At 63.5% G+C, this 13,499-nt stretch carries 10 protein-coding genes; 3 read left to right on the top strand and 7 right to left on the bottom strand.

Annotated features, from left to right (window positions below):
* Nucleotides 1–70: 70 nt before the first annotated feature.
* Nucleotides 71–502: a Fur family transcriptional regulator gene (locus tag ABFX19_RS08505; RefSeq protein ID WP_056548042.1), complete on the top strand. Its 432-nt coding sequence runs from the start codon at nt 71–73 to the stop codon at nt 500–502.
* Here the strand turns inward: ABFX19_RS08505 and ABFX19_RS08500 are convergent.
* The 6 genes from ABFX19_RS08500 to guaB1 all read right to left on the bottom strand — a co-directional run bounded on the left by ABFX19_RS08500 (nt 499) and on the right by guaB1 (nt 7,642).
* Complete coding sequence (locus ABFX19_RS08500; RefSeq protein WP_346028098.1) at nt 499–1,380, bottom strand: metal ABC transporter permease; 882 nt, start codon at nt 1,378–1,380, stop codon at nt 499–501. The genes ABFX19_RS08505 and ABFX19_RS08500 overlap by 4 nt on opposite strands.
* The gene (locus ABFX19_RS08495; RefSeq protein WP_346028097.1) at nt 1,377–2,207 is read right to left on the bottom strand and encodes a metal ABC transporter ATP-binding protein; all 831 of its coding nucleotides are present in this window, start codon (nt 2,205–2,207) and stop codon (nt 1,377–1,379) included. The genes ABFX19_RS08500 and ABFX19_RS08495 overlap by 4 nt, the downstream gene beginning before the upstream one ends.
* A gap of 44 nt (nt 2,208–2,251) precedes the next feature.
* Nucleotides 2,252–3,223, bottom strand: a complete 972-nt coding sequence (locus tag ABFX19_RS08490; RefSeq protein ID WP_346028096.1) for a metal ABC transporter solute-binding protein, Zn/Mn family — start codon at nt 3,221–3,223, stop codon at nt 2,252–2,254.
* Nucleotides 3,224–3,356: 133 nt separating this feature from the next.
* A complete protein-coding gene (locus ABFX19_RS08485; protein WP_277357881.1) occupies nt 3,357–4,457 on the bottom strand; it encodes a hemolysin family protein in 1,101 nt (366 codons plus the stop codon).
* Complete coding sequence (locus ABFX19_RS08480) at nt 4,454–5,803, bottom strand: hemolysin family protein (RefSeq protein ID WP_277357882.1); 1,350 nt, start codon at nt 5,801–5,803, stop codon at nt 4,454–4,456. Before ABFX19_RS08480 ends, ABFX19_RS08485 begins: the two co-directional genes overlap by 4 nt.
* Before the next feature lie 390 nt (nt 5,804–6,193).
* On the bottom strand, nt 6,194–7,642 hold the full coding sequence (gene guaB1 / locus ABFX19_RS08475) for a GMP reductase (protein ID WP_056548034.1): 1,449 nt from the start codon (nt 7,640–7,642) through the stop codon (nt 6,194–6,196).
* 233 nt (nt 7,643–7,875) lie between these two features.
* On the opposite strand from guaB1, the gene ABFX19_RS08470 reads away from it, so the two are divergent.
* Both ABFX19_RS08470 and ABFX19_RS08465 read left to right on the top strand, forming a co-directional pair.
* Nucleotides 7,876–11,730, top strand: a complete 3,855-nt coding sequence (locus ABFX19_RS08470) for a multifunctional oxoglutarate decarboxylase/oxoglutarate dehydrogenase thiamine pyrophosphate-binding subunit/dihydrolipoyllysine-residue succinyltransferase subunit (protein ID WP_346028095.1) — start codon at nt 7,876–7,878, stop codon at nt 11,728–11,730.
* Between the two features lie 129 nt (nt 11,731–11,859).
* Entirely contained in the window at nt 11,860–12,459 is a 600-nt protein-coding gene (locus ABFX19_RS08465; RefSeq protein ID WP_346028094.1) for a GDSL-type esterase/lipase family protein, read from the top strand.
* A gap of 43 nt (nt 12,460–12,502) precedes the next feature.
* Here ABFX19_RS08465 and ABFX19_RS08460 read toward each other — a convergent pair whose 3' ends face one another.
* Nucleotides 12,503–13,474, bottom strand: coding sequence for a zinc-binding dehydrogenase (locus tag ABFX19_RS08460; protein WP_346028093.1), 972 nt, complete (start codon nt 13,472–13,474; stop codon nt 12,503–12,505).
* Nucleotides 13,475–13,499 lie beyond the last annotated feature (25 nt).

The raw sequence follows: 13,499 nt of genomic DNA, 5'->3' as shown, positions 1-13,499 counted from the left end.
CCGGGTTCATTCCGGAGCATCGGTCCGGAAATCCACTGCAGATTCCGAGAGTGAGGTGACCTAAGCGGACATGCCAGCTGAAGCAGGCCAGCCAACACGCAAGGGCTCGGAACAGCGCGTCACACGGCAGCGCCGGGCAGTCAGCGCAACCCTCGATGAGCTGGACGACTTCGTCAGCACTCAGGAGCTCTACCGCAAAATGCACGAGCGCGGCGAGTCGGTCTCGCTGGCAACCGCCTACCGGATCCTTCAGTCAATGGCCGACGACGGCCTGGTGGATGTGCTGCGGAACGGCGAGGGAGAGGCTGTCTACCGCCGGTGCGCCGTCGAACATCACCACCATCACCTGCTCTGCCGCAGGTGTGGACGGGCAGTGGAAATCGAAGCGCCGGCGGTCGAGCAGTGGGCTGCCCGCATGGCGCAGGAGCACGGGTACACCGAAGTTGCGCACACGGTTGAGATTTACGGGCTGTGTCCGGAGTGCAGCGCCGCAAAGGCTTAGGCGGGCTGGACGGCCCGGGATTCCGACGCCGTCGCCTTCTGTGCGCGACGCCAGCTGATAGCTCTGCACACCAGGTAGATCACGAAGGAAATGGTGGTCACGTAGGGACTGATGGGGATCCCTCCACCCAGCGCCAGCAGGATCCCACCGACCACCGATGTGCACGCGAATGCGACGCTCAACAGCACCACCAGCCGCGGTGACGAGGTGACCTTGAGCGCTGCCGCAGCGGGAGTGATCAGCAGCGCGAGCACCAGCAGGGCGCCCACCACCTGGATGGACAGCGCCACGGAGACTCCAAGCAGGAACATGAAGATCAGCGAGAGACCGCGCACCGGCACACCGCGTGCCTCTGCAAGATCGGGGTCCACACTGGCGAAGGTCAGCGGACGCCAGATGGCGCCAAGGGCAACCATGACGACGACGGCGCACCCCGCCAGGAGCGTCAGTTGAACCTGGTCAACTGAGACGATCTGCCCCGTGAGCAGACCGAACTTGTTGGCCGCCCTGCCCTCGTAAAGGGCCAGGAACAGGATGCCCAATCCGAGCCCGAACGGCATGATGACGCCGATGATCGAGTTACGGTCGCGCGCCCGGATGCCCATCAGTCCAAGCAGGAGCGCGGCGATCACTGAGCCGATCAGCGAGCCGAACACCACATTGGCCCCGATCAGCAGTGCGAAGGCAGCTCCGGCGAAGGAGAGTTCGGCAATGCCGTGAACTGCGAAGGCAAGGTCCCGCATCATTACGAAGGTGCCGATCAGGCCGCCCAGCAGGCCCAGCACTGCGCCGGCCCAGATCGAATTTTGCACCAGCGGCAGGAGTTCGCTGTAGTTGTCGAACGTGAAAACGGCCTGGAGCATCTCCTCGAACGTCATTGCTGCGCTACTTCCGCGTGGTGGTGGGTGGTTGCATCCGGCAGGCCCACGACAACAATGCGGCCGTTGTTGTGGATAACGTCCACCCTGCTGTCGTATAGATCGGACAGCACTTCGCTGGTCATCACGTCCTGTGGCCTGCCCACACGGAACTGTCCGCCTGCCAGGTAGAGGACGCGGTCAACATAATCGATGATCGGATTGATCTCATGCGTCACGAAGACAACGGCGGTGTTGTGCTTACGGCATTGATCATTGATGAGCCGGCTCACCGCCTGTTGGTGGTGGAGGTCCAGTGAAAGCAACGGTTCATCGCACAGCAGTACCTGCGGGTCGGTAGCCAGCGCCTGCGCGGCACGCAGGCGCTGCTGCTCGCCGCCGGACAGTCGCCCGACCGGCGCATCCGCATACGACGACGCGCCCACCTTTTCCAGGAGGGCATCCACGGTTCGCCGGTAGGATGCGCCGCCTCGGCGAAAACCCCAGCGGTGCCCGTCCACTCCCAACCCCACCAGGTCCCTCGCACGCAGGGGGGTCTCCGGCGCAAATGACTTCTGCTGCGGTATGTAACCGAATGCCCGGCTTCCACGGTGCAGTGCGTGGCCGTTCACGGTGGCTGTCCCCGAGTCCAACTCCTGCAAGCCCAGGAGAACCCGCAGCAAGCTGGTTTTCCCCGACCCGTTGGGACCAAGCACAGCAAGGAACTCACCCGGCCGGATGTCCAGCTCCAGGTCATGCCATAGGCTCCGGCGACCAAAAGAGAGCGAGGCTGAGCGCAGGCTCACCACGGGGTGAGCGGCAGCATCGCCGTCGTCGTCGGTGACCATGAAGTCTCCTAAAGCCGTGGGAGGGAGGGTCTTGGCCAATTCTGTCAGGACTTCAGGGCTTCAGCGATGTTCTCGACGTTGGCGCTCATCCAGGAGAGGTAATCCTCGCCCTCCGGAAGCGTCTCAGTGAACTGAACGACCGGCACGGACGCGGCCTCGGCGGTGCTGCGTACCGCCTGTGTCTGCGGGCCTTCGGTTTGCTCGTTGTAGGCCAGGAAGGCAACGGACCGGCTCTGAACGAGTTCCTGCATCTCGTTCAGCGCCGCAACGGGCACATCGGCCCCCTCCTCGATGGCCTCCGTGTAATCGGCGGGGGTGGCATCCTTCAGCCCGGCGGCCTCCAGCAGGTAGGCGGGAACGGGTTCGGTTGCGGCCACGGTCCTACCGTCCGCCTCCGAGGCCAGGGCCTCGGCCTGGCCCTGCAGCCCTGCGATTTCCTCTGCGAATGTGTCCGCGTTGCTCTCATAGGTGTCTGCATTAGCCGGGTCCAACTCAGCGAGCTTTTCCCCGATAGCATCAGCAAGGTCTGCCATGGCATCGAGGTTGTACCAGACGTGTTCGTTGAAGGATCCGTGGTCATGCTCGTCCTCCGAGTGCGCCTCCTCCTCCGCGTGGGCTTCATCCTCGGGAGCTACGCCCGAAATCCCGACGGCGCTGAGCACGTAGTCATGATCCATTTCCACCGAGTCGGCGAGCTGGTGAAGGAAGGGATCATAACCTCCGCCGTTTTCCACCAGCAGGTCGGCTTTGGACACAGCGAGTTTGTCCTGCACTGTCGCCTCATAGGAGTGCGGATCCTGGCTAAGGCTGTTGACGATCGCCGTCACCTCGACGTTCTGGCCACCCACGGTTTCAACGATGCTGCCGTAGACATTCGTGGAGGTCACAACCTGCAGGGCTCCCGACTCTGCCGTCTCTCCGGCGCTGCCGGCGTCCTGTCCGCAGCCGGCCAGAGCCAGCGGAAAAAGGGCTACAGCGGTGAGCGCCGCCGTCGTTCGCGCGGAAATGCTGCGCATGAAGGTCCTCGATCTGTTCCAGGGGATAGCAAAGCGGTTCAAGTGGATGGACCAACTCTAACCTAAACGCGAATCATTCGCATTTCGCGTCCGGTGCCGCCCGCTCGCAGGAGGAGGGAGCCGAAGCGCTCGCCTAGCGTGCTTCTGTGGTGCCGAGGTTGACGCCTTCCTGAAGCGATTCGCCGGTTCTCCTCAACCCCTGGTTCTGCGTAGCATCGCGGATTTCGCCAATCAACTGCTCGATGACGTCCTCCAGAAAGAGAACACCGCGCGCCTGGCCGTCCTGCGTCATGACACGAGCGAGGTGGGATCCAGTGCGCTGCATGGTGGCCAGCGCGTCCTCGATCTCATCGTCCATGCTCAGGTTCGCAAGCGCGCGAACCTTGTTCTCCGTAATAGGCCTGGCGTACGCCTGTTCCGGCATGGACATGACATCTTTCAAGTGCATATAGCCGGTGAGATTGCCGAGTTCATCCACCAGCACAAAACGGGAGAACCCGGTGCGGCCGACCGCCCGCTCAAACTCCTCGGGAGTGGAATCGGTTCCGAGGGTAACCAGCTCATCCAACGGGACCATGACTGTCCCTGCTGTCTGCCCTGAAAACTCCAGTGCGCTGCTGATCAGCCCGGCGTCGTCATCCACGAGCCCGTGGCGCGTCGATTCCTGCACAATGGACTGCACCTCTTCCAACGTGAAGGACGAGGTCACCTCATCCTTCGGCTCGATGCGCAGGGCGCGCAGGATGTGGTTGGCGGTCCAGTTCAGGCTGGAAATCACCGGGTGCACAACCTTCGCTACCATAACCAGCGGCGGCGCGAGGAGCAGGGCAGCCTTGTCAGCTACCGATACCGAAATGTTCTTCGGCACCATTTCGCCGAACGTCACATGCAGGAACGTCACGAGCGCCAGCGCGATACCGAATGCAATGCCGTCCGCAAGGCCTCCCGGCAGACCGATCGCCTCAAGCGGTACCACCATCAGATGGTGGATGGCAGGCTCGGCCACCTGAAGAATGAGCAGCGAACATACGGTGATGCCCAGCTGCGCGCAGGCAAGCATGAGCGAGACGTGTTCCATCGCCCAGAGCGTAGTGCGCGCCCGCTTGGACCCCTCCTCCGCGAGCGGTTCGATCTGGCTCCGGCGTGCGCTCATGATCGCGAATTCCGCACCGACGAAGAACGCATTGCCGATCAACAGAAGGACCAGCCAAAGAATTCCTGCCCAGTCGCTCATCGGATGCCCCCTACTGACGAGGCGCCGTCGCCGGACTGCCCGGATTCCGCGGGCTCGACCGGGAGGAAGCTGATGCGGTCAATGCGGCGCCCATCCATGCGTTCCACCTCAAGAATTCCACCGGGCACCTCCACGCGGTCACCGACCTCGGCGATCCGGCCCAGGACAGACATCATGAAACCGCCGACCGTCTCATAACCTGCTTCATCGGGCACCGACAGATGCGGGACCTGGTCGCTGACCTCGTCCGGGCGCATGATTCCGGGGAAGAACCAGTTCCCGGCGGCGCTTTGCAGTACACCGGGCTTGAGCTTGTCGTGTTCATCTGCCACCTCGCCGACGATCTCCTCGACCAGGTCTTCGAGCGTGACCACACCAGCCGTGCCGCCGTACTCATCGAGTACTACAGCGAGCTGCAGGTTGGCCTCCCGGAGCTCACTGAGCAGGGAATCAAGATGCACCGTCTCGGGAACCCGGAGCACGTCGGTCATGATGGTGCCGGCCGGAAGTTCGGCGCGTCTGGACCGCGGCACGGCGACCGCCTTCTTCACGTGCACCACCCCGCGGATGTCGTCCGGCGATTCCCCGATCAGCGGGAACCGGGAGTATCCCGTTCTTCGTGCCAGATCAACGACGTCGGCCACAGTTTCATCGGATTCGATGGTCGCCATCCGGATCCGCGGCGTCATGACGTCCGCTGCTGTGCGCTCGGAGAAGCTGAAGGTGCGAGCGAGGAAGTTCGCTGTGCCCTGATCCAGGGTTCCCATTTCTGCCGACCGGCGCACGAGCGAGGACAGCTCTGACGGTGACCGCGCTCCCGAAATCTCCTCTTTCGCTTCCAGGCCGAACAGGTGCAGGACCCGGTTGGAAAAACCATTGAGGACAACGATTGCGGGTTTGAAGATTGCCGTGAAGAGGAGTTGCGGGCGTGCGAGTGCCCTGCCGACTTTGAAGGGCAGGGATATTGCCATGTTCTTGGGCACCAGCTCACCGATGAGCATCGAGAGCAGCGTCGCCAGGACCATCGCGAGGATGAGTGAGATCGAAGACCGCGCGGTGTCCGGGACACCGAGGGCAGCCAATGGCGACTCGAGAAGACGCCCCACTGACGGTTCCATGACGTAACCGGTCAGCAGGGTGGTCAGCGTGATGCCCAGCTGACAGCTGGAAAGCTGGGTGGAAAGCGACTTGAGGCAGCGAAGCAGCGGCTCCGCGCGCTTGTCGCCCTCGTCGACTGCCCGCTGGACGTAGGTCTGATCCAGGGCGACGAGTGCAAACTCGACGGCAACGAAGAAGCCGGTGCCGAGGATCAGCAGCAGGCCGATGGCCAGGTAAAACCACTCCATTAGCTGATCACCGCCAGGGTGAGCCTGGATGCGCCGGTTCCAACCGGCGCGCCGGGTTTCGGGGGTTCCGCCGGTTCGGAGGAGTCATCCAGCTGGGTGACGTCCGTCGACGGGGAAGTCCCGCACGTGGGCTCTCCTAGAGGGACGGTAACCGCGCCGGCCGCACTGACTGCAGCTGGTCCGCTTACCGCGGACCGCGAAGGGGGTAGGTGATGGGCATGGAGACGGGGATTGCCGGCACTGGATGGCTGCGCTGCGCGTCGGATCAATGCTGACTGTCGCTGCGCGCGCGCCATGGTCCGGCCCCTAGAAGGACTGTCCATAAGGTTTCCAGTTTACAGCAACAGCACCGCAGCTGACACGGAAACGGGCAGTGCCGCCGTCGTGGTTTTACCAGCTCTGCTGCAGCGGGCGGCCTTCCTCATAGCCCGCCGCCGACTGCACGCCGACAATGGCGCGTTCGCGGAATTCAGCGAGGGAGCGCGCGCCCGCGTAGGTCATTGAACTGCGGACACCGGCAGTGATCATGTCCAGCAGGTCCTCCACACCGGGGCGGGCAGGGTCGAGGTACATCGTCGAGGTCGAGATGCCCTCCTCGAACAAGCCCTTGCGTGCCCGCGCAAAGACGTCATCGCGCTGGGTCCGGTTCTGCACTGCGCGGGCGGAGGCCATGCCGAAGCTCTCCTTGTACTGTCGGCCCTGGCTGTCCGTCTGCAGGTCCCCGGGGCTTTCGTAGGTACCGGCAAACCAGGATCCGATCATTACCTGGCTGGCCCCGGCAGCCAGCGCCAGGGCGACATCCCGCGGGTATCGGACTCCACCGTCCGCCCAGACATGCGCACCCAGCTCTGCGGCCGCCTGCGCACATTCGCGGACGGCAGAAAACTGCGGACGACCAACCGCGGTCATCATCCGGGTGGTACACATGGCGCCCGGACCGACACCTACCTTAATGATTGACGCGCCTGCTTCGACGAGGTCGCGAACGCCGTCGGCGCTGACCACGTTGCCGGCGACCACCGGCACGGATGGATCGAGCGACGCGACAGCCTTGAGCGCATCCAGCATCTTGCGCTGGTGACCATGGGCGGTGTCCACCACCAGCACGTCCACGCCGGCAGCAAGCAGCTCGGCTGCCTTGGCGGCGACATCTCCATTAATTCCGACCGCCGCTGCGACGCGCAGGCGCCCCTCGTTGTCCGTGGCCGGCTGGTAGATCGTGGAGCGCAGTGCCCCTTTGCGCGTGATGACACCCGCCAGCTGTCCGTCCCGCGTGACTGCCGCGAGGGAAGCGCCGGCAGCATCGAGTTCTTCGAAGGCCTGCTGCAGCGCGGTGTCACGATCCTGGGAGAAACGCGAGGCGTCGAGCGTGAGCGCACTCCGCATCACCGACTCCAGCGAGGCGAACCGGTCCACTCCCTCGCAGTCAGCTGCGCGGACCATTCCCACACAACGGTTGGCGTCGTCGACGACCATCACGGAGCCATGGGCGCGCTTATTGATCAGGTGCAGCGCATCAATCACAGTGTTCCCGGGCTGCAGCTTCAGCGGGGTTTCGAAGACGAGGTCGCGCTGCTTGACCCATCCGGTGACTTCGCTGATGACCTTCGTGGGGATGTCCTGCGGCAGTACGGCCAGTCCGCCGCGCCTGGCCACGGTTTCCACCATGCGGCGACCGGTAACGGCCGTCATGTTCGCAACGACCAGAGGGATGGTGGTTCCCGTTCCGTCGTCGCTCGCGAGATCGACATCGAACCGTGAGATCACTTCGGATGAGGACGGAACGAGGAAAACGTCCGAATAGGTAAGGTCAGTTGAGGGCGTGTTGATGAAACGCACGGGAGCTCCTGCAGTCGGTTACACAAGCGAGTGTATGCCGAATCCGGCACCTGTCCGGGCACATGGCGAGCCATTGGAAAAGCTACGCGGGGGTAAGCCCCGGAGATTGGCTTGTTGCCTGAAACTGTCATTAGACTGAAGGGCAGGTCAACAGGGTCAGGCGAGCGCCGATTGGAACCTTCTGCGGATCTTTTTGGGCCAAAGGGCAACTCATGGAAGAGGGCGTATAACAAGTGCCACAACAACCCAACCACCGTCTACCGGAAGAATTCGGCGGGAACGAATGGCTTGTGGATGAGCTCTATGAGCAATTCCAGCAGGACCGAAACTCGGTAGACAAGAAGTGGTGGAGCCTTTTCGAATCGTTCGAGTCGGACAACACCGGCTCAGACAACGGGCGGCATTCAGCCAAGCGTTCGTCCGGTTCGGACCCAAATCCGCCTACGCGGGAGCTACCCGTTGTCCAGGCGGAACAGGATGCTCCGAAGGCGTCGGGTGAATCCCCCGCTGCAAGCCAGGAGTCCGGAATGCCCCCGGTGCCCAAGGAAGAATCAAAGAACAAGAACTCAGGTGAGCCGGCAGCCTCGGCGAAGCCGTCGGGTGAGGCCAAGCCGGCCGCCAAGGCTGAACCGAAGACCGAAACCAAGCCGGAAAAGGCTCCCATTCCCGCCCAGCTCCCGAAGTCCGAGCTGAACCCCGAGATGGATGAAGACTCAGTCACGGTGCTTCGCGGGCCCGCCAAGGCGATCGCCACCAACATGGATGCCAGCCTTACGGTGCCCACCGCCACCAGCGTGCGTGCCATTCCGGCGAAGCTGCTCATCGACAACCGCGTCGTGATTAACAACCATCTGGAGCGTGCGCGGGGCGGCAAGGTCTCCTTCACCCACATCATCGGATACGCGATCATCCGCGCGCTTGCCCAGTTCCCGTCGCAGAACGTGTATTACGACATCGTGGACGGCAAGCCCGCCGCCGTGCAACCGGCTCATGTGAACTTCGGTCTGGCTATCGACATGCCTCGCCCGGACGGCAGCCGGCTGCTGGTGGTGCCCAACATCAAAAAGGCGGAGACGCTCAACTTCTCCGAGTTCTGGCACTCTTACGAAGATCTCGTCAAGCGGGCGCGCGGGGGCAAGCTCGGTGCGGACGACTACGCCGGCACTACCGTTTCCCTTACCAACCCGGGAGGAATCGGGACCGTGCACTCGGTCCCGAGGCTCTCCAAGGGGCAGGCCTGCATCATCGGAGCCGGCGCACTGGAGTACCCGGCGGCCTTCCAGGGCGCCAGCGAAAAGACACTTGCCCAGCACGCCATCAGCAAGACAATCACCCTGACCTCCACCTATGACCACCGGGTCATCCAGGGTGCGGGCAGCGGTGAGTTCCTGCGGATCGTGCACCAACTTCTCCTGGGCGAGCAGAACTTCTACGATGAGATCTTTGAAGCGCTGCGTATTCCGTACGAGCCCGTCCGCTGGAGCGCAGATATTCAGGTTGATCCCATGGATGAGATCAACAAAGTTGCCCGAATCCAGCAGCTCATCCATGCCTACCGCGTACGCGGACACCTCATGGCGGACACCAATCCGCTGGAGTACGTGCAGCGCAAGCACGCGGATCTCGATGTACGTACCCATGGACTTACGCTGTGGGACCTCGACCGCGAATGGCCGACCGGCGGCTTCGGCGGCAAGCCTGCCCTCAAGTTCCGCACCATCCTCGGTGTGCTCCGGGACGCTTACTGCAGGACCACCGGTATTGAATACATGCACATTCAGGACCCTGAGGAACGCCAGTGGTTCCAGGACGAGCTTGAGCATTCATACTCCAAGCCCAGCCGCGAGGAGCAGCTGCGCGTCCTCCACCGCCTGAATGCCGCTGAGGCGTTTGAAACCTTCCTGCAGACAAAGTTCGTCGGCCAGAAGCGGTTCTCACTCGAAGGTGGTGAGTCGCTTATTCCGCTATTGGACGCAATCCTTTCCGACGCCGCAGACGACGGCCTTGATGAGGTCGCGATCGGCATGGCCCACCGCGGACGCCTGAACGTCCTCACCAACATCGCCGGAAAGACCTACGCCCAGGTTTTCCGGGAGTTTGAGGGTACACAGGATCCGCGCTCGGTCCAGGGTTCCGGTGACGTGAAGTACCACCTCGGAACGGAGGGCACCTACACCTCGGACAGCGGCAACGAGACCAAGGTCTACCTTGCGGCCAACCCGTCACACCTCGAGGCTGTTGACTCGGTGCTTGAGGGCATTGTCCGCGCCAAACAGGACCGCCTGGACCAGGGAGATACCTTCCCTGTCCTGCCCATCCTGGTTCACGGCGACGCCGCCTTCGCAGGCCAGGGAGTGGTGGCGGAAACGCTGAACCTCTCCCAACTGCGCGGGTACCGCACCGGTGGAACTATTCACATCATTGTCAATAACCAGGTCGGCTTCACCACCTCGCCCACAGCATCCCGCTCGTCTGTCTACTCCACGGACGTGGCAAAGATGGTGCAGGCACCGATCTTCCACGTAAACGGTGATGATCCGGAGGCCGTGGTCCGCGTAGCACAGCTCGCCTACCAGTTCCGTCAGCGGTTCAACAAGGACGTCGTTATCGACATGGTGTGCTACCGCCGGCGCGGTCACAACGAGGGCGACGACCCCTCGATGACCCAGCCGATGATGTACAACCTGATCGAGGCGAAGCGTTCGGTGCGCAAGCTGTACACCGAGGCCCTCATCGGTCGGGGCGACATCAGCCAGGAAGAAGCCGAGCAGGCTTTGCGCGACTACCAGGAACGGCTGGAGCGGGTCTTCGCTGAGACCCATGCAGCCCAGACCTCCCCCATCCCGGTAGTCACCAAGGATGCAGCGGCCGTCTCCGACATCGAGCGCCCTATCGCGCAACGCGGAGACAACAGTGTCGGAGCCCCGGCAAGCACGGCAATCACGGCGGAGACGCTCGCGCACATCGGCAAGGCGCACCTTGCCTTCCCGGAGGGCTTCACGGTCCACCCCAAGCTCAAGGCCCTGCTTGAAAAACGCGAGCAGATGTCCCGCGAAGGCGGAATCGACTGGGGCTTCGGCGAGATCGCAGCGTTCGGGTCGCTGCTCATGGAGGGCGTCCCCGTGCGCCTTGCCGGGCAGGACTCCCGTCGTGGGACGTTCGTGCAGCGGCACGCAGTGTTCCACGACCGCGCCAATGGCAACGAGTGGCTACCGCTTGGTGAACTCAGTGAGGGGCAGGCCAAGTTCTGGATCTATGACTCCCTACTGTCAGAGTATGCGGCCATGGGCTTCGAGTACGGCTACTCGGTGGAACGCCCTGACGCGCTGGTGCTGTGGGAAGCGCAGTTCGGCGACTTCGTCAACGGCGCGCAGACCATCATCGACGAGTTCATCTCCTCTGCCGAGCAAAAATGGGGCCAGCGTTCGTCGCTGGTGCTGATGCTCCCGCACGGTTATGAGGGACAGGGACCGGACCATTCGTCGGCGCGCATAGAGCGTTTCCTGCAGATGTGCGCTGAGGACAACATGGTGGTAGCCAACCCCACGACGGCGGCATCGCACTTCCACCTGCTGCGGCGACAGGCCTACACCCGCCCCCGCAAGCCGCTCGTGATTTTCACGCCGAAACAGCTGCTGCGGCTCAAGGCTGCAGCGAGCGCCGTCGAGGACTTCACGCAGGGCAGCTTCAAGCCGGTCATCGAGGACACCGCGGGGCTCAACCCGTCGGACGTCACGCGGGTCCTGCTGGTATCCGGTCGGCTCTACTATGACCTGGCAGCAGCGCGGCAGAAGGCGGACGACACTTCCACCGCCATTCTGCGGGTTGAGCAGCTGGCGCCCCTCCCGGTCGATGCGATCAAATCCGCGATCGCCGCCTACCCCAATGCTGACCTGGTGTGGGCGCAGGACGAACCGGCCAACCAGGGACCGTGGCCCTTCATCGGCCTGAATCTTCCCCAGCATCTGGACCGCGGGCTGCACCTGGCCTCCCGTCCTGCTTCAGCCTCGACGGCTACCGGATCCGCGAAGCACCACGCGGTGGAGCAGGAGATCCTCATCAAGAAGGCTTTCGACCGCAATCCCTGAGCCTTCAGCCCGAACGTACTATGGGCAGGGCCTGTCGGGACCCTGCCCATTGGCGTTCCCCGCACCAGGTCGCAGCCGCGGCTTGACGGCCCGACGAGTAACAACCCGACAAGCAACCAGAGGGAAAACGTGGAACAACGCAGAATAAGGCTTGCCGCTGTGGGAGACGAGCTGCTGGCAGGACTCGGTGATCCACGCGCGCTCGGTTGGCTGGGCCGGGTGCTGGCGCGAACAGCACCGGATAACGCAACGCTGGAAACGTTCAGCCTTGCTGCGCCCGGCGAGGGCACGGAAGCGCTGGCGGCACGTTGGTTGGAAGAAGCTTCCCGCAGGTTCTCGGACAGTACCGAGAACCGGCTGCTGATTGCGCTCTCGGATCGGGACCTTGACCTCGACCTTTCAACGGCACGCAGCCGGCTCAACCTTGCCAACATCCTCGACGGCGCAGCACACATGAGCGTCAAGGTGCTCGTTGTTGGACCGCCGCCCGGGCTGGACGCCGAGCGCAACCGCAGGCTCGCTGACCTCTCAGCGGCGTTCGCTGACGTGACCACCCGACGAAAGCATGTCTATGTGGACACTTTCACTCCCCTGCACGCGCACGAACAGTGGCGCTCGGACCTCGCTGCCAACGGTGGCGGACCAGGGCAGTCAGGCTACGGCCTGATGGCCTGGCTTGTCCTGCACCGCGGCTGGTTCCAGTGGCTGGAGATTCCCGCGCCCGCCTGATTCATCAGGCCCTCTCAGGGTCATGATTCCGCAGGAAGCGCGCCTACGCTCCGTGGTCGAAGACCACCTTGCCGAATACCTCTCCGGCCGCCATGCGCTCGAAGCCTGCCCGCGCGTCCTCCAGCGGATGCACAGAGTCGATGACCGGACGCACGCCGGTTACCGCAAGGAACTGTGCGAGGCGTTCCAGCTCGTTCCGGGTCCCCATCGTGGAACCCAGGACACGCAGCTGCAGAAAAAACACACGGTTAAGGTCCGCTGACGGAGCGGGGCCGCTCGTAGCACCGCAGGTGACCACAGCGCCGCCCGGCTTCAGCGCTTTCAGGGAGTGCGCCCAGGTGGCTTCCCCAACGGAATCGAACACCACGTCCACCCGCTCCGGGAGGCGGGCACCGGCGTCGAACACTTCGTGTGCGCCGAGCTTCCTCGCCCGGTCCTGTTTCCCGGCGCTGCGGCTGGTAACCCATACCCGGTAGCCCGCCGCGCGCGCCAGCGCGATGAGCGCGGTGGAAACCCCTCCCCCGGCGCCCTGTACGAGGATGGTCGAGCCCGGTGCTGCCGGCGACGTGGTGAACAGCATTCGGTACGCCGTCAGCCAGGAAGTCGGCAGGCATGCGGCCTCCTCGAAACTGAGATCCGCAGGTTTGGGTACGAGGTTCCGCTCCGGCACCCACACGAAGTCCGCCATGGTGCCCGGATAACTTTCCGACAGTAGTGAACGGCGGGGGTCAAGGGTCTCGTCGCCCTGCCAACCGGAAGCGGAAATGACACTGTGCACGATCACCTCGTTGCCGTCGTCGTCCACTCCCGCGCCGTCGCAGCCCAGAATCATGGGCAATTTGTCCTCGGCGAGGCCAATGCCGCGCAGTGACCAGAGATCGTGGTGGTTCAGGGCTGAGGCACGCACGCGGACCCTCCGGAAACCTGCCGGTGGCTCGGGTTCGGGGAGCTCACCCATCCGCAGGCCGTCGAGCGGGGATTGGGCGGACACTGACTCGGCATACACTGCGCGCATTCGGCGCTCCTTCGCTAGGGACCGG

This window comes from Arthrobacter parietis (assembly GCF_039530425.1).
Classification (GTDB): domain Bacteria; phylum Actinomycetota; class Actinomycetes; order Actinomycetales; family Micrococcaceae; genus Arthrobacter_D; species Arthrobacter_D parietis.
Note: the sequence above shows the minus strand (reverse complement) of the source record. Positions and strands in the feature narration are given on the sequence as shown.